This is a genomic window from Fulvivirga lutimaris, assembly GCF_009711525.1.
Lineage (GTDB): Bacteria > Bacteroidota > Bacteroidia > Cytophagales > Cyclobacteriaceae > Fulvivirga > Fulvivirga lutimaris.
Map to the genome: position 1 here is coordinate 11239 of NZ_SMLV01000408.1, position 21138 is coordinate 32376.

General features: G+C 38.9%; 17 protein-coding genes and 1 riboswitch. Of the genes, 2 read left to right on the forward strand and 15 right to left on the reverse strand.

Translation table 11 applies throughout. From position 1 onward, the window contains the following. The 6 genes from E1140_RS21560 to E1140_RS14735 all read right to left on the reverse strand — a co-directional run. On the reverse strand, positions 1-848 hold an 848-nt coding region (locus E1140_RS21560; RefSeq protein ID WP_185153610.1), incomplete at its 3' end, for a nitrite/sulfite reductase. Between the two features lie 2 nt (positions 849-850). Continuing rightward, positions 851-2056, reverse strand: a complete 1206-nt coding sequence (locus E1140_RS14715) for a trans-sulfuration enzyme family protein (protein ID WP_155185371.1) — start codon at positions 2054-2056, stop codon at positions 851-853. Beyond that, the gene (locus tag E1140_RS14720; protein ID WP_155185374.1) at positions 2049-2396 is read right to left on the reverse strand and encodes a 4Fe-4S dicluster domain-containing protein; all 348 of its coding nucleotides are present in this window, start codon (positions 2394-2396) and stop codon (positions 2049-2051) included. The genes E1140_RS14715 and E1140_RS14720 overlap by 8 nt, the downstream gene beginning before the upstream one ends. Positions 2397-2594: 198 nt before the next feature. Continuing rightward, positions 2595-2702, reverse strand: a riboswitch (SAM riboswitch). A gap of 108 nt (positions 2703-2810) precedes the next feature. After that, complete coding sequence (locus E1140_RS14725; protein WP_155185377.1) at positions 2811-4271, reverse strand: TolC family protein; 1461 nt, start codon at positions 4269-4271, stop codon at positions 2811-2813. Then, entirely contained in the window at positions 4264-5610 is a 1347-nt protein-coding gene (locus E1140_RS14730; protein ID WP_155185380.1) for an ABC transporter permease, read from the reverse strand. Before E1140_RS14730 ends, E1140_RS14725 begins: the two co-directional genes overlap by 8 nt. Positions 5611-5621: 11 nt before the next feature. Continuing rightward, positions 5622-6902, reverse strand: coding sequence for an efflux RND transporter periplasmic adaptor subunit (locus E1140_RS14735; RefSeq protein WP_155185383.1), 1281 nt, complete (start codon positions 6900-6902; stop codon positions 5622-5624). A 136-nt stretch (positions 6903-7038) separates the two neighbouring features. On the opposite strand from E1140_RS14735, the gene E1140_RS14740 reads away from it, so the two are divergent. Beyond that, complete coding sequence (locus E1140_RS14740) at positions 7039-7809, forward strand: class I SAM-dependent methyltransferase (protein WP_155185386.1); 771 nt, start codon at positions 7039-7041, stop codon at positions 7807-7809. An 18-nt stretch (positions 7810-7827) separates the two neighbouring features. On the opposite strand, the gene E1140_RS14745 is transcribed toward E1140_RS14740, so the two are convergent. From E1140_RS14745 to fahA, 9 genes are all read right to left on the reverse strand, one after another. Then, a complete protein-coding gene (locus tag E1140_RS14745) occupies positions 7828-8739 on the reverse strand; it encodes a mechanosensitive ion channel family protein (RefSeq protein ID WP_246202955.1) in 912 nt (303 codons plus the stop codon). Between the two features lie 29 nt (positions 8740-8768). Then, a complete protein-coding gene (locus E1140_RS14750) occupies positions 8769-11750 on the reverse strand; it encodes an ATP-binding protein (RefSeq protein WP_155185392.1) in 2982 nt (993 codons plus the stop codon). A gap of 12 nt (positions 11751-11762) precedes the next feature. After that, positions 11763-12710, reverse strand: a complete 948-nt coding sequence (locus E1140_RS14755; RefSeq protein WP_155185395.1) for a succinylglutamate desuccinylase/aspartoacylase family protein — start codon at positions 12708-12710, stop codon at positions 11763-11765. Next, positions 12707-13621, reverse strand: a complete 915-nt coding sequence (gene rimK / locus E1140_RS14760) for a 30S ribosomal protein S6--L-glutamate ligase (RefSeq protein WP_155185397.1) — start codon at positions 13619-13621, stop codon at positions 12707-12709. The genes E1140_RS14755 and rimK overlap by 4 nt, the downstream gene beginning before the upstream one ends. A 1-nt stretch (position 13622) precedes the next feature. After that, a complete protein-coding gene (locus E1140_RS14765; protein ID WP_155185400.1) occupies positions 13623-14069 on the reverse strand; it encodes an ATP-dependent zinc protease family protein in 447 nt (148 codons plus the stop codon). A gap of 84 nt (positions 14070-14153) precedes the next feature. Then, positions 14154-14669 carry a DUF2911 domain-containing protein gene (locus E1140_RS14770; protein WP_155185403.1) on the reverse strand — a complete coding sequence of 172 codons (516 nt, stop codon included), beginning with the start codon at positions 14667-14669 and terminating at the stop codon, positions 14154-14156. Between the two features lie 373 nt (positions 14670-15042). Continuing rightward, on the reverse strand, positions 15043-16137 hold the full coding sequence (locus E1140_RS14775; RefSeq protein ID WP_155185406.1) for a BamA/TamA family outer membrane protein: 1095 nt from the start codon (positions 16135-16137) through the stop codon (positions 15043-15045). Next, on the reverse strand, positions 16138-17001 hold the full coding sequence (locus tag E1140_RS14780; RefSeq protein WP_155185409.1) for a flavin reductase family protein: 864 nt from the start codon (positions 16999-17001) through the stop codon (positions 16138-16140). Positions 17002-17007: 6 nt separating this feature from the next. Next, positions 17008-18279, reverse strand: coding sequence for a fumarylacetoacetase (fahA, locus tag E1140_RS14785; protein WP_155185412.1), 1272 nt, complete (start codon positions 18277-18279; stop codon positions 17008-17010). A 147-nt stretch (positions 18280-18426) separates the two neighbouring features. On the opposite strand from fahA, the gene E1140_RS14790 reads away from it, so the two are divergent. Beyond that, the gene (locus E1140_RS14790) at positions 18427-21102 is read left to right on the forward strand and encodes a valine--tRNA ligase (RefSeq protein ID WP_155185415.1); all 2676 of its coding nucleotides are present in this window, start codon (positions 18427-18429) and stop codon (positions 21100-21102) included. The last annotated feature ends 36 nt before the right edge of the window (positions 21103-21138 follow it).

The window sequence follows — 21138 nt, forward strand, 5'->3', positions numbered from 1 at the left end:
ATCCGCTGTGCTTTTAGAGCTTTGCGCTCCTCTTCAACCAATTTCAAGAAACCTTCAAGTCCAAGTCCTTTATCCTGAATTAAATATTTCAAACGTGCTTTATATCGCTTCTCTCGCTCACCGTAGCGATCAAAAACTCTTAATCCCGCCTCTATAAAGGGTATCAATTCATAAGCCGGCAAGAAATCGAAAGCTTCTTGTGCCACCATGCTTTGCGCACCTAGCCCGCCACCTACAACTACTCTAAAGCCACGAACATTAGCCTTAATTTTTGGAATAAAACCAAAGTCATGAAGAAAAGTGAATGCCGAATCTTTATAGCTCGATGAGAAGGCGATTTTTATCTTTCTTCCCATTTCCTGGCACAAAGGGTTTCTCAGAAAGTAGTTAAAAACTGCGTCCACATAAGGCGCTACATCAAATGGCTCATCAGGATCAATTCCAGCAATAGAAGAAGCTGTTATATTTCTAACAGTATTACCACAAGCCTCACGAGCAGTGATGCCCACTTCCTCCATCTTGTTAAGAATCTCTGGAGTATCCTCCAACTTGATATAATGTAGCTGTATATTCTGCCTGGTAGTCAGGTGTAAATTTCCGTTGGTGTAGGTCTCTGCCAATTCACCCATTCTTATCAGCTGGGTAGGAGTAATTTTTCCATAAGGAAATTTCGTCCTGAACATTTGCACACCGAACTGGCGTTGCCCATAGACACCTCTGGTCAATCGAAATTGCTTGAATTTCTCTTCATCTATTTCGCCACTCTTAAAGCGATTGATTTTAGTGTCAAGTTCTATAATGTCCTTTTTAGCGGCCGGACTTACCTTTTCAGATATTGTAATACTCATGATTATCTGGTTAATGTTTTTACTAATTGAGGTTTAGAAAGCTTAATAGCATTTTCAATGTCCTCTAGAATGTCGTTGATGTTTTCCAACCCTACTGAAATTCTTATCAGCCCGTGAGTTATCCCCACTCTGTCACGCTCTTCGCTGGTAAGCTTAGCGTGTGTAGTGGTTGCTGGGTGCGTTACTATGGTTCTGGTGTCTCCAAGATTTGCCGTTATAGACAGCATTTTGAGGTTATCAATAAACTCAATGGCACGTTCCAATCCTCCTTTGAGCTCAATGGTGATAATACCCCCACCCATGGTCATTTGCTTTTTGGCCAACTCATATTGCGGGTGTGATTTAAGAAATGGATATTTCACATTCACAAACTCTGGATGCCCTTCAAGATATTCGGCAATGGCGAGTGCACTGTCAGAGTGCCTTTCCATTCTGATAGGGAGTGTTTCAAGACTTTTGGCCAACAGCCAGGCATTGAATGGCGAGAGTGACGGCCCTGTATGTCGTGAAAAGAAGCGTACCTTCTCAATCAATTCTCTTTTCCCAAGAATAGCTCCTCCAATGGTTCTGCCTTGTCCATCAATAAATTTGGTAGTAGAATGACAAACCAAATCAGCACCATAGTTGGCAGGTTTTTGCAAGTAAGGTGTAGCAAAGCAATTGTCAACTATCAAAGTCAGGTTATGCTCTTTTGCCAGCTTACCTAGCCATTCCAAATCAACCAAATCAAGCCCCGGGTTTGAAGGGGTTTCTACAAAAATGACTTTGGTGGTTTTCTCCAATAGGCTTTCCCATTCTTCAGGTTTATCCAAATCGGCATAAGTATGGGAGATACCCCATTTCGGAAATATCTGGGTAAGAATCTGATGTGTTGATCCAAATAGAGACCTTGCAGCCAGTATGTGATCTCCAGAATTTAGCAATGCGGCCATAGCGGTAAACATGGCCGCCATACCCGAGGCTGTTGCAATACCGTCCTCAGTCTCTTCAAGGTTAACCAGTTTCTGAATCAGTTCTGTAGTGTTAGGGTTGGTATATCTGGTATAGATATCACCTGGCACCTCATCAGCAAACATGGCTCTTGCCTCTTCTGAGTTATCAAAGGCAAAGCTTGAGTTCATAAAAATGGCACTGGAATGTGCTCTTTGCGAACGCTCCAACTCGGTTCTTACCGCATTGGTATCAAAATGTTTGTAGTCATTACTCATTGTGTAACCAGCTTTTTTTGGCTAATAATTCTTCTTCCTCTTCCACATAATCAGGATCAGGCACGCAGCAGTCTACCGGGCACACAGCAGCACATTGAGGCTCTTCATGGAAGCCCATGCACTCAGTACATTTTGAAGAAACTATGTAGTAGAATTCGTCAGAAACAGGTTCCTGCTCTTCATCGCCAGATTGGATAGCACCGTCTTCAAGCTCCACCTCTTGCAAAGAGGTGCCGCCAGCCCAGGTCCATAAAGCACCTCCTTCATAGATGGCGGTGTTAGGGCATTCGGGTTCACAAGCCCCGCAATTAATACATTCGTCAGTTATCATTATTGCCATGATCACTCAGTTTTTTTAAGAAATAGAAAAAAGGATTTTTTAAACAGGCTTATGGATTAAGCCTTAGCAAACGTCAATCTGGGATCTGAAATCTTATCAGATCGGCACAGAGATTAACAGCAACAACAGCAGCAGACTACAGCAGAAGTCTCTGACAATCGTTGAATCGGAAAAGTAAAATGATTAGTCATTGTTCTTAATTTATATTCTTCAACTGTATCAGTTGAACCAAGATTTAGCACCTTTCCATTTTGGCGGTTGCTAGTGCTTCATAGAGCTTGGTCTCTCCACACTTCTTTATAAATCAATCACTGATGTGAATGAATTCTTGAGCAATTATAGAAAATAAAAATTCACTTGCAAAAATAAAAAACAAATTTGTCGTCTTCCGACAAATTTGTTTCCTTCTATCACCTAGTTGCTTTCTGGTGTATATAATAGCTGTTTACTTGCAAAATCATAAAGTGTCAGCCTCCTCAAATCAAAATAAGCTGACCAAAAAGAGCGCAAAGAATTAATATAACTTCGCTTAGCATTATCCTTTTCTGTTAAAGCAATATTCAAGTTAGTAATATCAATTTTTCCTATCAAATAGCGATTTTGAGCCACTTTATAACGCTCTTGAGCTACTTCATCAGACTTCTTTGTAATCTCTAATTGGACTCTTAAAACTTCAAACTGACGCACCATTGTCAATATCTCCTGCTCAAAATTTTGCTCGTCCTGAGCTATCACATAATCGTTCAATCTTTGGTTGGCTAAGGCCGTTCTCATCCTTGCTTTATTTCTTCCCCAGTCTATGAGCGGAATATTAAAACTCACATTAAATCTTTGCTGATTGTTGGTGTTAGTGTAGAGCTCATCGTAATTATCGCTTGCATTATTCAAACCAAACGAAGCTGTCATATCAGTCTGGAAACGCTCTGCCCTGGCCTGTGCCACCTCTCGCTCTGCTTCAATCTTTCGCCTCTCGAAGGCTATGAAATCCGCTCGGTTATTTTGTGCATGACTCAACGCATCAGCATATTCAACATCAAACTCCGGTATGGACTCAGGCAAGATTAACTCAAACTCACGCTCATCCATCAAGCCTGTAAATGACCTAAGTCGTAAACGGGCAGTCTCCATGTCTAGCTTAGCCTGCGCAACATCCTGCTGAGACCGTAAAAGCTGAAGCTCTACCTGCAGTAGTTTATCCTTTGAGGTGGTTCCAATGTTATACCTGCCCTGCTCTATCTTATAAATGGTGTCATTATTGGCCAAATTAAACTCAGCAATTTGCTGGTTGATCTGTGCATCAAGGAAGGTGAAAAAACGATCAACGGCTGTTCTTGATATCGCTTCCTTTTGCTCTACATATTCCCTTTTAGACTCTTCAAAACGCAAGGGCTCTGTTCTTCTATCCCATTTCAAATCATTAAACCCAAATAAAGGTTGATTCAACCTAACATTAAAAAGCGTTGAGTTATACTGATTAATATTACGCTCCAAATCATCAAAATAATTGAGATTAGAGTTGATGGAAATATTACCACCAGTCCAATAGAGTGGTTGTTGAATTCCTAAATTGGCAAATGAACTAATCTGCTCCCTGCTTTGAAAAACTATTGTACCATCATCAATCCTGTTACTAAAGAAATCACGGTTATAATCCGGTAAAGTACCATTCAGACGGAGCTGCGGACTATAGTTGGATTTATAAAATCGATATTGCCAATACCTGTTTTCCTTCCTTGTTTCGGCTTGTTTGGCAGCGGGTGATTGGTTTATAGATCGGTTTATTATGTCTTCTAAAGTGAATTGGCTCTTTTGCGCAAACACAATACTGCTCAGCAGCATTAGAATAATTCCTAATGAGTATTTTATATTATTCATATCGTAAAGATGAAATAGGGTCTTGTTGAGCAGCTCTTCTGGCAGGGGCAATTCCAAAAATTAAACCCACTGTGGCTGCAACTCCAAATGATAAGATGATAGATGATGCTGAAATAATAGTTGGTATTTCAGCAATTTCAGAAACTACAAAGGCCAATGTAACGCCAAGGATAATTCCAATAATTCCTCCTGATACGCTGATCATTACAGCCTCAAAAACAAATTGGCTAACGATGTCTGATTTCTTTGCTCCAATGGCCAGTCTTAAACCAATCTCTTTTATGCGCTCTAAAACGGAGGCCAGCATGATATTCATAATGCCGATACCACCTACCAAAAGAGAAATGCCTGCAATAGCACCCAAAACAAAATTGAAGATGTTCTTTGTCCGTTGCTGCTGTTTTAGCAATAATTCTGGTATCGTAATTTCATAATCAACGGTCTCAAAATGTTTTCTTTTCAATAGTCGAGAGACTATTTCAGAAATACTCAGCATCTTCTCTGTTTCATCAACCTGAATCACTAACCTGTCCAATTGATGGTAGTTGACAGCTTGCTTGGGCTCACTGCTTTCATTATTACCACCCCTATTCTCATTAGAGGCCCTTTTAATAAGAGTTTCTGTAATCAGAGATCTGTTTTTATAGCGGATCAATACTGTTTTTAAAGGAGCATAGACATCCATGTTATAATTTCTGATACCCAGATTAGCCATGCTCTTCTCACTGATCAATCGTTCTTCTAGTACTCCTACAACCATCAACCAATGGGCACCCACCTTTATCATTTTACCGATAGGATCTTCAGTGCTGAAAAATTTAGATTTAATACCCTGGCCAATAACACAAACCGCTTCTCCTTTGAGCAACTGCTCTTCATTGAAAAACTTGCCCTGGTCTAAGGTAAAGTTAGAAATGTCGAAATAGTTATTTTCAACACCTACCAATTTTGATGTTCTGCGAATACCATTTTTGATGATGTAAGTCTCCAGCAAAATCTCTGGGCTCAACTTTCCTATGCCGGGAATAATCTTCTCTATGCTTCTGGCATCTTCCAAGGTAAGACCGGGTGAAAAGTTCTTATCGTCCTTATTCGAAGTTTGGCTGGCTTCTACCTGCTCTTCGCTCTGCTCTACTATTGGCGTGATTACAATATTGTTAACTCCTACCAATTTTATCTGCTCAAGTATCTCCTTTTGGGCACCATTACCAATGGCCAGCATGGCAATAACAGCCGCCACACCGAAAATAATACCCAAAGCAGTGAGTATGGAGCGCATCTTATTTGCTAATACAGCATCAAATGCGATATAAAAACTCGAAAGTAAATTTGTATACATGAAAGAAGATTTTAGTACTGGTTAGCTAAAGTCTTCTTCTCCTCTTCTTTTAGAAAAGCTATAGGGGCAGCTTCCATATCCTTTGGAACTGATAAATAAAGCTTCTCTCCTGCTTCCACACCCTTTTCAATCAGCGCCTCATTTGCATTGATCTTTCCAACAATTACTTCCTGCTTATTAAAGCTCAGCCCATCTTTTTTAACCACATAGGTTATTGAATCCCCCTGACTATGAAGACACTCTAGCGGCACAAAAACAACATCAGGAATGCTTTCAGCAATAATATTATTAGAAGTAGTCATAGCGGGTCTCAGTGTTGTGTCAGTCTCATTTATCAGAATACTCACCTGAAAAACCTTGCTGTCTGAGTTTGGTTTTTGTTCTCCAATATTAGCAACGTTGGTCACCTTTCCTGTAAGTTTCTTGTCTGGATAAGCATCAAGGCCAACATTCACATTTTGCCCCTGACTTATCGATCTGATATCTACTTCATTAACATAAGTTTTGGAAATCATGGTAGACAAATCTGGTAAAGTAGCCACAACAGGATCCCAGGCACCAATAGTTGAACCAACACCTTTTTTACTTCCATTCCACTCTCTTTGGTAAACTACCATCCCAGGCTCCGGGGCAGTAATTGTAAATTTCTTTCTTATTTCATCAAGAAAATCAAACTTACTTTGATCATCAGCTAACTCGGCAGCTGCCTCCTGCATTTGAGCTACAGCTTTTTGAGACTTTAATTTATAGTTTTCTTTAGCTTGCTCGTACTCTCTTTTAGACTTGGCTAAGTTAATTTCAGCTTGTTTAATAGTAGCCGGAGGCTCAAATTGAGACTGAGATAATATAATATCCTTCTCTTCCACAGCATATTTCAAATTGATAAGCTCATCGCGGGCAGCTCTAAGTTCCAGAGCCGTGTCAAGCTTAGTTTGTGTGTATTTCGACAGGCTTTGCTGCAGTTCGTTTTGCCTGTTCTGGATCTTGTCGGATAACTCAGACTGATCAAGGCGTGCTATATAACCGCCCTTTTCAACTACAGTACCCTCATCGACAATATGATCAATTTTTACCTGCCAAATTTGGGCAGCTCTTAAACCCGAAGGGCCGAGAATCTTAACTGATTTCTCAGCTTCAAGCTCGCCTGTGGTTGTAACCTCTACTTTAAAAGTTCCGCGCTTAGCTTCTACAAAAACTTCACCCTGAACATCGCTGGCGCCACCTGAGAAGAACCAGATGACTAGCAAAAGAGCAATCACTGCTCCTCCACCTATTATGACCTTTTTTTTCATTTGTTGTTATATTATTTCTAACCAAAGTTATGTAATTCGACTAAGTTTTTAGTTACCAATTGAATAAAGCTAACGCCACACATATAATTTAATTGTTTTTAATGCAGGAAGCCAATTTTTATATCTTTGCGGCATCTTGAAAAGCATCATAAGTTTTATATTGAGAAATGTGCCTAGAAAGTACATTCAGCTGGTAAGTGGTCCTACCATGAAGATCATTGGACTTTTTCTTAGAGGCAACAAAGTTACCTGTCCAATCATCGATCGCAGTTATCGCAAATTTTTGCCTTATGGTAGGATAAACCCAAGACCTAATGCACTGTGCCCGGACTCGCTATCACTGGAAAGACACAGGCTACTATGGTTATATCTTAAGCAAAAGACGAACTTCTTCAATGAGCAGTTACATTTTTTACATATTGCCCCTGAGCAATGTTTTATGAAAGCTTTTGCAAAGCAGCATAAGGACGGATACATCACGGCTGATATTGAGTCACCATTGGCCAAAGTAAAAATGGATGTTCATGATATACCTTTTGAAGAAAATACTTTTGATGTTGCTATGTGCAATCACGTAATGGAGCACGTAGAGGATGACATCAAGGCTATGAGTGAAATTTACAGAGTGCTAAAACCCGGAGGTTGGGCCATTATGCAGGTTCCATTTTTTAGCCCGGTTGGTAGCGTTACTTATGAGGATAAAAGTATTGTAGACCCCAAGGAAAGAGAAAGTGTTTATGGCCAGGATGATCACGTAAGGCTTTATGGTCATGACTATCCGGACAGGATTAGGCAAGCAGGTTTTGAGGTTATAGAAGACCGTTTTATAGACGAACTTGGAAAAGAGCAGATCAAAAAATATGCGCTTCCAGCTAATGAAACCATCTTCTTTTGTAAAAAGAATTAGTGATACACTTAGTTAAGTTTATCTTAAATCATCAGGGTCAACTAAGCCGGAATTAATAAGCTCGCGCATCACTATTTCGGTCATATCGCTTTTAAAAGCAAACTCATTTCTGATGTCAGAGACATAGGCTTTCAATCTCATTTTGAGATAAGACCTGCGCTCTTTTACTTCATTAAAAAACAGTACAGCTATTGGCTTATTCAAATATATAAACCGTGAAACTTGTGCCGCTTCTATGGCAACAGCTCTTACTTTTTCAGTATCAACAGTAATGGGCAGATACAGCTCTGCCACCACCTGGCAATTGGGTTCTCCGGTATTGGAGTTGGACACCGAAGTATTCATAACTTCAGCATTAGGCACACTCACCAGAGAATCATCAGCAGTCACAATTCTAGTAGACCTCAGGCCAATTTCCACTACTTCACCATAATATTCACCTATTTCCACCTTATCTCCCACCTGAAAGGGCCTGTCAAACAGGATCATAATTCCTCCAAAAATGTTCTTTATAATATCCTGAGCAGCGAAACCTATGGCCAAACCTATGGAAGCCGTTACGGTAAGCAAAGTCTCCATTGGGGGCTGAAAAATACCCGCTATGACAATAAAGAATGTGAATATCCAACCAGAAATTCGAACTATCGGAATCAGGCCTTTTATGGTTATTCTATATCTGGTACTTCGCTCAGCAAATTGTTGTAAAACGGAACTAATGAACCTAATGGCGAAATAACCAATGGCGATAAAAACAATTGCCCAGAATATATTCCCAAAAGAAATAAGATCGACCACTGATGGTGGCTGCAGAGTATTAGAAACATCTTCTATTAATGAACCAGATCCTTCAGCAGCCTTCGCCACGGTATCTGCCTTGGGAGTGACGGGATTAGCAGCTACAGAATCAGAAGCCTGAAAATTTGCACTCATTGAAGATATAAGGAGTTTGATATTTGCCATCAATGTACAATATTTTTAGACATAAGTAGATTTACACTCTGACGATAAAGGAGTGGATTAATATAAAACACCCCATCCTTTTTAATTACTACACCATCCTCAAACAGTGGATAAATAATACTTCTATTTTTCTGCACACTATAATTTGTTGCCAGTATCAACTCATCCTCCGTCATACCATCATTCAATAATAACATGGTAAGCAAGAATAACTTTTGGTTTGATAGAGTCTTCAAAAAGGAGAAGTCCATACTACTTATTGACCCTATTTCTATCGCATTGTCAGAGGTGTGCTTCGTGGACCTGAGCCAGTAGATTAATGCTATACTTATATTGCTCTTGGCTATCTTATTGAGATGAGTAAAAAATTCCTCTTTCAGGTATTCCTGCTTTCCTTTTTCATTCAACCCTTTGTATTTTTTATTTTTAAGATCTTCCGCTCTTGGTTCAAAAATCAGGTTATAACCACTCACTCGGTGGCGCTTCTCTATCATTTTTACTATCTCTTCAGATGACAGGTCTTCAAGACGAATATTATAACTAAAGTGGTCTGAAATACTAATGGTCTTTTCCAGATAATTGTAGGCATATTGCGTACAGCCTACAATCCAATGCACACTGTCTCGGGTTAAAGAAATCAACTCCGTTAAAAGCTTGATGTTCTTAAAGCCTCCAACCTTCTTGAGGTACAGCTTCTGCAGATTCTCAATTACGATAATCCGTTTAGGTCCTTCATTAAGGAAGTTAACCAGTTTATCAAAATCAAATCCTTTGCTGCCCAATGACTTATCAAAAGCACCATAAAACTCTGTCTCTGTACTAATATTATTTACAGAAACCATTCTCACAATTTCTTTGCTTGAGCCAAGGTCCTTTAAAAATAAGTTAAGTAAACTCGTAATACCTGCCCCCTTTTCTCCTGTCAGGATGGTTGCAGAAAACCTACCCTGCATCCATTGGTTATAAGCTTTATTCAATTTATTAATCTCAACACTTCGTCCCTCAAAAAAATTAGCATCCTCTAAGGCAGCAACCCTAAACAAACGCTGATAAACGAATGGAAGTGCAGCAATGGACTTCTCAGATTCAGCTAGGAAATCGGCTAGTTCCGTAGTAATGGCCTCCTGACTGGACACAATTCCGAACCTCTTAAAATTCGTTTTGATATAACCTTCGGCCTTGCGATATAGCTTGACGGTCTTATCAACCAGAATAGGAATAAAATTCTTAATTGTATTGATAATCAGAAGCTTGAGTTCCTTGCCTTTTTCGGCTGCTTTGCCCTTGGCAATACGCATCCTTAACTCAAGAATATTTTCGTTATTGGTGAATTTAACTAAATCAACACCAAAGGTTTTTATGCCCGGCAACAGTGTTTCTGACAACTCTGTTTCAATGCTCTCCAGGTTAGATTTGATTTTTTCAAACTGATCAATGGACCGCCCTAACCCTTCAACAGCAATAGTCTTTGACTTTTCATTATCCTTCTCATCGTTCAAAACAGATAAAGCTGAAGAGACATTAAAGGCTGCAACATCAACTATTTGACCTAAAGCATCCTGAGCTTGCTGTATAAGCCCCATGATATTGAACTTAACAGCTGTAGTAACTTTAATTAATTTTGGAGCACACTCATAGTTTATTAGCTCATTAGGTGAAATAAAACTAACCTGAGAACTTCGGCTTGCAGTTGTGAAATCACTGCCTTTTATAATAGCTCTCTTAGTGCTTACATTCTCAAGAGCATTAACAATTTTGGCCTCAATACTATTAACAATTTCAGCCAATTCCTGATCAAGAATAAAGTCATTGGCACTTGAAGTCACGGCTTTAAGATCTTTGTTAATAGCCGCCAATTCCTTTTCTAATGCACTCTGAAGACTCGCTTTGTTACTTTTAATTGCTTCGCAGGAGGTTTCTAAAAATGCTCGTACTCCCTTAAGTTGATCAAAAATATTAGTGCTAACGGCTTTATTGATTTTTGCCTTTACCGAGTGGTATTCATGAAAACCCTCAAACATCAATTGATACAGTTCAAGGTCAATTTCCCAGTCATCAGTTAGACCATTAACAGTATTACTCCATCCTCTGTTGGTTGAATTATATTGTTTTAAAGTTCTTTTAAGATTCTTATTAGTTCTTCTCTTAGAGTATTTCCTTTTTGGAAATTCAATGGTCCCGGCTTTTGTATAAGAACTCTCAAAATCAATCCAGGAATCTTCAAACGCCTTATTTACTAGTTCAGCAATTGATGTTTTTGCCTCATCAATTAGACCGCCAATTTTATTCAGGTCATTCTTCTTATCGCCACTCGGCGCATCTTTTTCAGCATCATGAATATGTACTGCATAGCACTTATCTATTTGAACATCCTCTTCCCAGATCGCTAAACCTGTTGCCGTTACTGACTGGTAATATTTATCAATTACCGTTTTAAGCGAAAGTAGAAATCGAGCTCTTAGAAAATACCTAACCAGATCCTGAACATGAATATCATGACTCCAATACTGCACTGGCACGACAGGTTTCTTTCTTAGTTTTCGAACCCAATTGCTAAAGTGTTGAGGCCTCTTAGAAATCCAGAAGTTTGTTCTTTTAAATGCCTTTAAAAATTTCAGTCTCCAATGGTCAGTTGGCTGAGTCTTAAAACGTTCCTCTAGTTGCTCTTTGGAAATACGTTCTGGCAATGATCCCAGATAGTGATCAAATGCCTTGTTAAATGTTTGAAATTCAGTATTTAGATCTGGCAGAATTGACTTAGATAGCGCAGAGGTGATATCCATCATGTCGGCCTTATAATCGGCATAGGCCTTCAGGTTCTTCTCATCTTTGGCATTTTTGCCATTGATACTTTTTAGCTTTTTCTTGGCAGTTTCTACAAGTTCTTTTTGCTGATCAAGCCTTTGATAAACCACATCAATAAGATCCTTTTCTATGATCTTCTTAACAGCCGAGTGATATGGTTTTAATTCTTTATTCATCTATGCAACAAATCATTCTTTACCTATATGCATCAGGGCATCTCCCATATTAACTACAGGATAGTTATTTATTCCAATAACTACTCCATCCATCGGTGATTTCACTTTCTTTTCAAATTGACCATAAGGTCCGGTTATTGCGCCTATTACCTGATTTTTTTCCACTTTGCTACCATTGCGAACATGGGAAAAATGCAAGCCAGCATACTTTGCTCTTACCCAGGTTGATTCGCTGATAAATATGGGCTCCTTCTCAATTGGAGGTGCATCATCTCTCATACCAAGGTGTTTCATTACACGCAATATACCATTAACTCCATTGTCAATTGCACTTTTTCTCAAGCGCAGGGTCTCGCCTCCTTCAAATACGAGCATTGGTTTTCCAGCCTTTGCAGCTGTCTTTCTTAATGACTTCTCCCTGTAAGCAGATTTTATAATTAGAGGTGCACCAAAAACTTTGGCCAGTTCCATTTCCATAGGATGCTCAAACATGGCTCTTACCTGAGGGTAATTGTTATGGCTCGCTCCACCGGTATGAAAATCCAGTCCATAATCGATTTGAGGAAGAATTTCATTGGTAAAGAAATGTGCTACTCTACTCGCTAATGATCCTGATTTAGAACCAGGAAAAGAACGGTTCAAATCCTTACCATCAGGCAAGCCCCTCGAGTGATTTATGAAACCATAAACATTGAAAACCGGAATTGCGATGACAGCTCCTTTCTTCGGAATATAATCCTTATTGGCGATTACTCTTCTCAGGACTTCTACACCATTGGTCTCGTCACCATGAACACCTGCCATGATAAGAAGTGTTGGGCCTTTAACTTTTGATCTAGCCACAAATACAGGAATATTAATGGGCGTTCTGGTTGGCAATCTAGCTATCAGTGCATTGATCTGTAGCTTTTGCCCTGGCTCAATTTTATGGCCATCAATGATCATGTCAGTTTTGATCATGCGTTGATCTTATCTTTTTGAATTCTTTTCGTTGGCTTCTTCGTATTCGCCTCCAAAAACTCAATTATTTTACCTGCAATATCAATCTCTGTGGCCTTCTCTATACCTTCCAATCCTGGAGATGAATTTACTTCAAGAATTAACGGTCCCCTTTTAGACTGAAGCATATCAACACCAGCAACACTTAAGCCTAGCTTTTTAGCAGCTAAGATTGCCGCTGCATTTTCAGAACGTTTTAATTTTATAATTGATGAACTGCCTCCTCTATGCAAGTTTGATCTAAACTCTCCTTCCTTTGCCTGACGTTTCATAGCCCCCACTACCTTGCCATTAACTACAAATGCCCTGATGTCGGCACCACCAGCTTCTTTCACAAATTCCTGCACTATTACTCTCGCCTTTAAGCCATGAAATGCCTCTATCACCGAAGCCGCTGCCTTTTGATTTTCGGCCAATACAACGCCTAAACCTTGTGTACCCTCCAACAATTTAATAATGACGGGTGCACCACCAACTGCATTTAAAATATCATCTGTATCTCGAGAATAATTTGTGAACACTGTCTTAGGCAGTCCCAGCCCAGCCCTAGAAAGTATCTGTAAGCTTCTCAGTTTGTCTCTTGATCTAATCAGCGCTTGCGACTCCACCGCAGTAAATACTTTCATCATTTCAAACTGACGTACCACTGCTGAGCCGTAAAATGTGACTGAAGCTCCAATTCTTGGGATTACCGCATCAAAATCATCTAAATTTCTTCCTTTGTATATTATAGATGGCCTGTTTTTTTCCATTACTATAGTACATTTCAAGTGATCTATTACCTCCACTTCATGTCCCCGTAACTCGCTTGCCTCCACCAGTCTTTTAGTTGAATATAAATCGGCATTTCTCGAAAGTACTGCAATTCTCATGTTATGCTTTTTTTAGTTTGTGTGATAAATTTGTTCTGGCTACATCTACTATAAACCCTTTACTCAATAGCTTCCTCCCTAATAATATAGGGAATTTTAAATTGCCTCTGTTGCTCAATGAAAATTCAGTTGAAAAAACTTTTCCAAAGATCTCAATATTCGTCTCAATTACGAATCTCTCTTCACTTTGACCAAAAGAATTTTTGATCACTCTTTTCCTAAACTTTTGGAAATAAAAGCTTTTATCGTTGTATTCAGGATGAGTGGGATCTAACAAGGTAAAATGTAATACCTCAGCACCATCTTTTTCAATAATCTCTGCATGATGGTAATGAATTGCAGAAGTATAGGCTCCTGTATCAACCTTTGCATTTAACCCAAATAACTCTAGCAGTGGCAGGTCTACAACATCATACCTACCAATTATTATTTTCTCCTTTGATTTCAATAAACAGACATTTAATACTTTTAAATATAAAAAAAGAGGCTGTTTTTAATTAACAGCCTCCTACTTGTATCAAGTTAATATTTTTTACTTAGACAATGCAAATTTAACCTTTGTATTTTCCCATTTCATCTCAACACCATTGTCCACAACAGCTATATTAAATGTCTCCACAAAATCCTTTGTTTTAGCAGACTTCACTTTTACTCTAAGAGCATCCTGTGCTTCATCATAATCATATGCACCCCACTGCTTAGCAGTTTTGTTAAATATAATGACCCATTCCTTTTCACCTGGAATAGTAAATAAAGAATATTTCCCTTGGGCGAGAGTTTTACCTTCAACCTTCACATCTTCACTTATTTCGATAGTAGTAGCATCATTTGCTCCTGTTCTCCACACCTTAGCGTAAGGCACAAGGTCGCCCATAATTTTTCTTCCTTTAGCAGAAGGCTGGTGATAATCAATCTTCACATCTACCCCTGCCACTTTACCTTCAGCTGTATCTGGAGGACTAGGTTTTTTCTTATCCTGAGAAATAGCTGTAGTCAGTGCGAAGCACACCAATAGAATACTTAGAAATGTTAGTTTTAATTTATCCATCATCATAATTTTTAGTTGTTAGACTGATGGATACGTAATCTGTGGGAAATCGTTGATTATAAAAACGAAAAGTGCTGATCACTTGAGACCAACACTTTTCATTATTTTCAACCTGTAAACCAAATAATAAAACGGTTGAGTATTCTAAAGGTTGCAATTTTTTTTGAAAAAATCTAAGAAAAATCAAATATCCATTTTAAGGAGTCATTTTTGGCAAACCACTATTTTAAATCATAAATTACTCATAAACAGTACTTTATTTCTATAAAACATTGATTCCTCTCCTAATTGCAAACGTTTGCGTAAATAGTGAAAATTTGTTTAATCCAATTCTTAAAATTAACGAAAATAGGGAGGACAAATCTTCCGAAGCTTAAAATGCTTCTGCAAACGCGAAGTAGAAGCCACTGGTATTGTTGCCAATACCGTAATCAATTCGAATATTAATTCTATCAGATTTGTTAACCATTAGCCTGAGTCCGCCCCCAGCAGTCCACTTAAAGTCGCTCAGTTCAAAACTGCTAATATCTGAAGCTACATCGCCAAACGCTGAAAATGCTGTGACTCCGAGCCATGGTAGTAGCTGTCTTCTGTACTCGCCTTGTATTGCTATCTGTTGATTATCTCTGTATCGTCCATTGTAATAGCCGCGCATAATGGTTTCTCCACCCAGCAAAGACATTTCTCTGAATGGAGTGTTCGAGGTATTAAACTCACCAAAAAACTGAGATGCAATAACATCATTATCTGATATCGCCCAATACTTTCTAGCATCTATTGTATATCTGTTGAAAATAAAATCACTTCCAAGACCTTTACCATGAAAGAAATTGGAAACCTCAATAAAGGCTCCCTCTCTGGCATTTAGCACATTGTCTCTACTGTCGTAAACCACCGAAACACCTAATCCAGAATTGACCCCGGTCTGACTCTTAAGCCTGGTCTCCTCATCGACTAGAAATTCGGGTTCGAACTTAAGGTCATAAAGGTTTGTGTAGCGATATTGAGCCCCTGCAAATAAGTTATTCTTGATTTTTTTAAGTACCCGCTCCCGGAATATTACCACTTGATATTCAAGATTCTCCTCGAACTCCTTTTTGGTATCATTGCCTACTCCATAGTAAAGAATAGGGAAGTCATAGTAAGACAGTTCCCCATTAAATATAAGGTTCTCATCTTTAGTGAATACATTATGCTTTGACTGCAATATTATCTGCTTATTGAGCGTATATGCAGCCAACACCTGAAAATTGGAGTTCCTTGTTGTGGTCTTGTCGCCAAGGTTAAAAACAAAGGAGGTAAGTGCTCCAAAGCCTAGCCTTGTTTCTGGTGTGTAGAAAATAGCCGGCAGCGGAATTATCTTCACCTTCTTTTGTTGTTTGACGCTATCAGCATCTTGAGAAAATGAAATTCCGTTGAAACAGGTTGAAAATAAAAAGAAGGCTAGCGCAAATCTAAACTTGGTCATTTACCACTTGTTAAGTAATATTTTCCAGGCATTGTCCACTTCTCCTTTTTGCAAATATTCTTTCGCGAGTAAATGTATTTGTTCAATGCTTGCAGGTTGTACATTCAAAGAAACTATGAATGTATCAATTTGATCTTTATTAGGCAAGGCTTCTATGTTTGCAAGCCTACCCAAGTCGTTACCTGTAAGTGTATTGCTATTTCTAATTTCAGCAGGCATTTGATCCACCCCTATTCCTAAAGTTGTCAGCGGCTTTGGGATTTCAAAGATAGAATCACCCTGCACCCTACTATACCAGTTTCCACCTAACCTGGCCACAGCATCAAGCTTAAACGGATCAATGCGCTGCTCATCATCCAAGATTTCATCTTTAATATGAGCCAATAAAACTTCGCAAATAACTAGATTTCCAGAGCCAGCTTTTCCGCCAATAGGTTTTACCTCTATCACTTTGCACTCAAATGACACTGGTGCTTCTGCAACTCTTGGTGGTTTAACCTTGGTTGATGCAACAGGTGTAAAACCTGATTTTTCAAACTCATTGACACCTTTAGGATATTCCGTACTTGCCAATGACATTTGCTCTACCATAGAGTAGTTAACAATATTGATAACCACCTCATCAACTTCAAGCACATTCTCATAGGTATGCTTGGTGGTGTTATCTCTTCCTCTCCTTGCCGGAGAGAAAATCAATATAGGAGGGTTAGCACCAAAACAATTAAAAAAACTAAAAGGGCTAAGGTTAACATTGCCCTCTTTATCAATAGTACTTGCAAAAGCTATAGGTCTTGGAGAAACAGCCCCTAACAAATAGCCGTGCATTTTAGGAACAGAAACATCCTTTGGATCAATGGTTAGCATTCAATATTATTTAGCAGGTAGAACTTTAGATTTTACTTCGCCAAACCCTATTCTTACTCCATCTTTCTCTGCAAAACCTCTCATTATCACTGTGTCACCATCCTCTACGAACTTTCTTTCACTTCCATCAGATAGCTTAATTGGCTTCGTTCCTTTCCAGGCCAGCTCCAACATAGAACCATATGAATCTGGTGTTTGACCACTGATAGTGCCTGAACCATACATATCACCAACCTGAATATTACAGCCATTTGCCGTATGATGTGCCAGCTGCTGATTCACGTTCCAATACATATATTTGAAGTTGCTCCTACAGATAAGATTCTCCTCACCGCCTTCAGGTTGAAGCATCACCTCCAGATTAACATCAAAATTCTTTTTCCCTTTATATTCAAGATAAGGAAGCACAGCAGGATCTTGCTTTGGACTTTCTGTTCTAAATGGTTCTAACGCATCCATTGTAACTATCCATGGTGAGATAGAAGAAGCAAAATTTTTAGCCAAGAATGGCCCTAATGGCACATATTCCCAAACCTGCACATCTCTGGCCGACCAGTCGTTAAACAGAACAAATCCAAAAATGAAATCTTCAGCATTTTTGGTTGATACACTATCACCAAGCTCATTTTGCTTACAAGTAATAAAGGCCGTTTCTAGCTCAAAGTCTAACCTTTTAGAAGGACCAAAAGAAGGCAGTTCGGCATCTGGCGCTTTGGTTTGTCCTTTAGGTCTATGAATATTTACACCACTTGGAATTATAGAAGAAGCCCTTCCATGATAACCAACAGGCAAGTGCTTCCAGTTTGGCATTAATGCATTATCAGGATCTCTGAACATGGTGCCTACATTGGTAGCATGTTCTATACTTGAGTAAAAATCTGTATAGTTAGGCACTTTAACAGGCATCAGCATTTCAGCCTCCTCCATTGGAATGAGTGCCATTTCAGCATCAGCCTTGTGGCCTTGCAATTCATCATTATTGATATCTAAAAGCTCAGATATTCTTCCTCTTACTTCACTTGTTACTTTCTTACCAAGACCAATAAAGTCGTTAAGGTATTGCTGATTAAACACACCCGATGGCAACCCAAGTCCATCAAAATATCCATTTTCATGGAGATAGGTAAGGTCCAGTATGTTGCTACCAATGGCTACACCAGCACCAGCAGTCAGATATTCTGTTTTAAAAATTCCGAATGGTAAATTTTGAATAGGGAAATCAGAGTCCTTTTCAACATCTACCCAAGATTTTAGTGAAGGATTGTTCGCTTTTATCATTCTTTATTTTTTGCCTGCAAAGTTAACTTTTTAAGCGTACTTAAGAAACGATTGCATAACAGTTACAGCCATTTTGATTTGATTTTAAGTTCATCCATAGTTTTAAATTACATAATTTTGCAGCCTTAATTTTTAGCAAAAAAGTATATGTCATTATCAACAAAATACGATTCATCAGCAGTAGAAGACAAGTGGTACGCCCATTGGATGGAAAAAGGTTTTTTTCATTCTACCCCAAATCCTGATAAAGAACCGTATGCCATAGTCATACCTCCTCCGAATGTTACTGGGGTACTGCATATGGGACATATGCTTAATAATACCATTCAGGATGTGCTAATAAGAAAGGCCAGAATGGAAGGTAAAGAAGCCTGCTGGGTACCCGGTACCGACCATGCTTCAATTGCTACCGAAGCTAAGGTAGTAAGAATGCTACGAGAGCAAGGCATCAAGAAAAGCGATCTTACAAGAGAAGAATTCTTGTCTCATGCCTGGGAGTGGAAAGAAAAGTATGGCGGTATTATTCTTGAACAATTAAAGAAACTCGGTGCTTCATGCGATTGGGACAGAACATCCTTCACAATGGATGACCATTACTATAAGGCTGTAATAAAGGTTTTTGTAGACCTATATAACAAAGGTTACCTATACCGTGGTCTTAGAATGGTAAACTGGGATGTAGAAGCAAAAACTACAGTATCCAATGAAGAAGTTCTTTATCGCGAAGGTGGGGAAGTTTCTAAATTATATTCTGTTAAATATCAATTGAAGGATAGTGATGAGTGTGTTGTGATTGCCACACAAAGACCAGAAACTATCATGGGCGATACAGCTATTGCTGTTAATCCAGCTGATGATCGATTTAAACACCTTATCGGTAAAAAGGCTTTGGTACCTTTCATTAATCGAGAGATTCCGATAATTGGTGATGAATATGTAGAGCTTGATTTTGGAACAGGGTGCTTGAAGGTAACTCCTGCGCATGATCCTAATGACTACGAAATTGGATTAAGACATAATCTCGAAATCATAGACACCATTAATGATGATGGTACTTTAAATGAGAAGTGTGAGATTTCTAAATACGTTGGTAGAGACAGGTTTGAGATCAGAAAGCAGATTGTAAAAGACTTAAAAGAGGCAGAGCTTCTTGTTGACGAAAAGGATTTCACCACAAGAATTGGTAGATCTGAGAGAACTGATACTGTTGTTGAACCCAAGCTTTCCCTTCAGTGGTTCATAAAAATGAAAGACATTTCAAAAACTGCACACAAGGCTGTGATGGATGATGAAATATTATTGCACCCTCCTAAGTTCAAAAACACATACAACCACTGGATGGAAAATGTGAAGGATTGGTGCATTTCAAGACAGTTATGGTGGGGTCAGCAAATTCCTGCTTATTACTATGGCTCTAATGAAGATGACTATGTAGTAGCAGAAACTATTGAAGAAGCATTGAAATTAGCTAAAGCTAAAAGTGGTAATGACAGTCTTACATTGTCAGACTTAAAGCAAGATGAAGACGTACTTGATACCTGGGCCTCTTCCTGGTTATTTCCATTAGAGGTATTCAAAGGCTTTGATGACCAATATTTCAAGGATGGAAAAATTGCCAAGGGGTTAAACAAAGAATTGGATTATTATTACCCTACAGCTACATTGGTTACTGCACCTGAGATACTATTCTTCTGGGTAGCAAGAATGATTATCGCAGGGTATGAGTATACTGGAGAAAAACCATTTAAAGATGTATATCTAACAGGTATAGTTAGGGATAAACAGCGAAGAAAGATGTCTAAATCATTAGGCAACTCACCAGACCCATTAGACCTAATTGCTCAACATGGTGCTGATGCAGTAAGAACGGGAATGCTTTTCAGCTCACCGGCAGGAAATGACCTTTTGTATGACGAGAAGCTTATCGAACAGGGACGAAACTTTGCCAATAAAATATGGAATGCCTTTAGATTAGTTCAAGGTTGGGAAGTTGACTCAACATTATCTGGAGAAGGTAACAAAGCTTCTATAGCATGGTTCGAAGCACGATTCAACGAAACTCTTACCGAGGTTGAAGATCACTTCTCCAAGTTCAGAATGTCTGATGCATTGATGTCTACTTACAAACTGATTTGGGGAGATTTCTGCTCATGGTATCTGGAAATGATCAAGCCTGAATATCAAAAGCCGATTGATGCTCAAACTAAGGAAGCTACTATTAAGTTCTTCGAAAAGATATTGAAGTTGCTACATCCTTTTATGCCCTTTATTACAGAAGAACTTTGGCATGAATTAGGTGACAGAAAAGACACGGACTGCATTATAGTGAGTGAGTGGCCTAAAGCTCAGGAATTTGATAGCACAATTCTAAAGGAGGCAGAGCTTGCTTTTGAAGTGATCAGCAATGTGCGAAATATTAGAAACGCCAAGCAGATTGCTCAGAAAGAGCCATTAACACTAAAAGTTAAAGGTCAGGATTTCAGTAAATTCGACACTTTCAGTTTTGTAATTCAGAAACTAAGTAATCTTTCCAGCTTTGAGGTGACAAATGAAAAAGTAGAGAATAGCGTAAGTTTTGTGTTAACTGGCGATGAATTCTTCATACCACTTGAAGGCTCTGTAGACTTAGAGAAAGAGAAGGAAGAAATTGAAAAAGAGCTAGCCTACACAAAAGGGTTCCTTCAAAGTATCGAGAAGAAGCTAAGTAACGAGAGATTCGTAAACAATGCGCCAGAGCAAGTAGTAGCCATGGAGAAGAAGAAAATGGAAGATGCTCAGGCTAAAATCAAGGTTTTGGAAGAAAGCTTAGTGTCTATGAGCTGATAACAGAAACCATATTATTAAATAACTTCAAAGAAG

Bases quoted from the DNA above. Each gene is read 5' to 3' on its own strand.
- E1140_RS14730 (WP_155185380.1), bottom strand. From the start codon at position 5,610: ATGTATACAAATTTACTTTCGAGTTTTTATATCGCATTTGATGCTGTA.
- E1140_RS14715 (WP_155185371.1), bottom strand. From the start codon at position 2,056: ATGAGTAATGACTACAAACATTTTGATACCAATGCGGTAAGAACCGAG.
- E1140_RS14790 (WP_155185415.1), top strand. From the start codon at position 18,427: ATGTCATTATCAACAAAATACGATTCATCAGCAGTAGAAGACAAGTGG.
- E1140_RS14775 (WP_155185406.1), bottom strand. From the start codon at position 16,137: ATGACCAAGTTTAGATTTGCGCTAGCCTTCTTTTTATTTTCAACCTGT.
- E1140_RS14750 (WP_155185392.1), bottom strand. From the start codon at position 11,750: ATGAATAAAGAATTAAAACCATATCACTCGGCTGTTAAGAAGATCATA.
- E1140_RS14720 (WP_155185374.1), bottom strand. From the start codon at position 2,396: ATGGCAATAATGATAACTGACGAATGTATTAATTGCGGGGCTTGTGAA.
- fahA (WP_155185412.1), bottom strand. From the start codon at position 18,279: ATGATAAAAGCGAACAATCCTTCACTAAAATCTTGGGTAGATGTTGAA.
- E1140_RS14725 (WP_155185377.1), bottom strand. From the start codon at position 4,271: ATGAATAATATAAAATACTCATTAGGAATTATTCTAATGCTGCTGAGC.
- E1140_RS14755 (WP_155185395.1), bottom strand. From the start codon at position 12,710: ATGATCAAAACTGACATGATCATTGATGGCCATAAAATTGAGCCAGGG.
- rimK (WP_155185397.1), bottom strand. From the start codon at position 13,621: ATGAGAATTGCAGTACTTTCGAGAAATGCCGATTTATATTCAACTAAA.
- E1140_RS14745 (WP_246202955.1), bottom strand. From the start codon at position 8,739: ATGAGTGCAAATTTTCAGGCTTCTGATTCTGTAGCTGCTAATCCCGTC.
- E1140_RS14735 (WP_155185383.1), bottom strand. From the start codon at position 6,902: ATGAAAAAAAAGGTCATAATAGGTGGAGGAGCAGTGATTGCTCTTTTG.
- E1140_RS14770 (WP_155185403.1), bottom strand. From the start codon at position 14,669: ATGGATAAATTAAAACTAACATTTCTAAGTATTCTATTGGTGTGCTTC.
- E1140_RS14780 (WP_155185409.1), bottom strand. From the start codon at position 17,001: ATGCTAACCATTGATCCAAAGGATGTTTCTGTTCCTAAAATGCACGGC.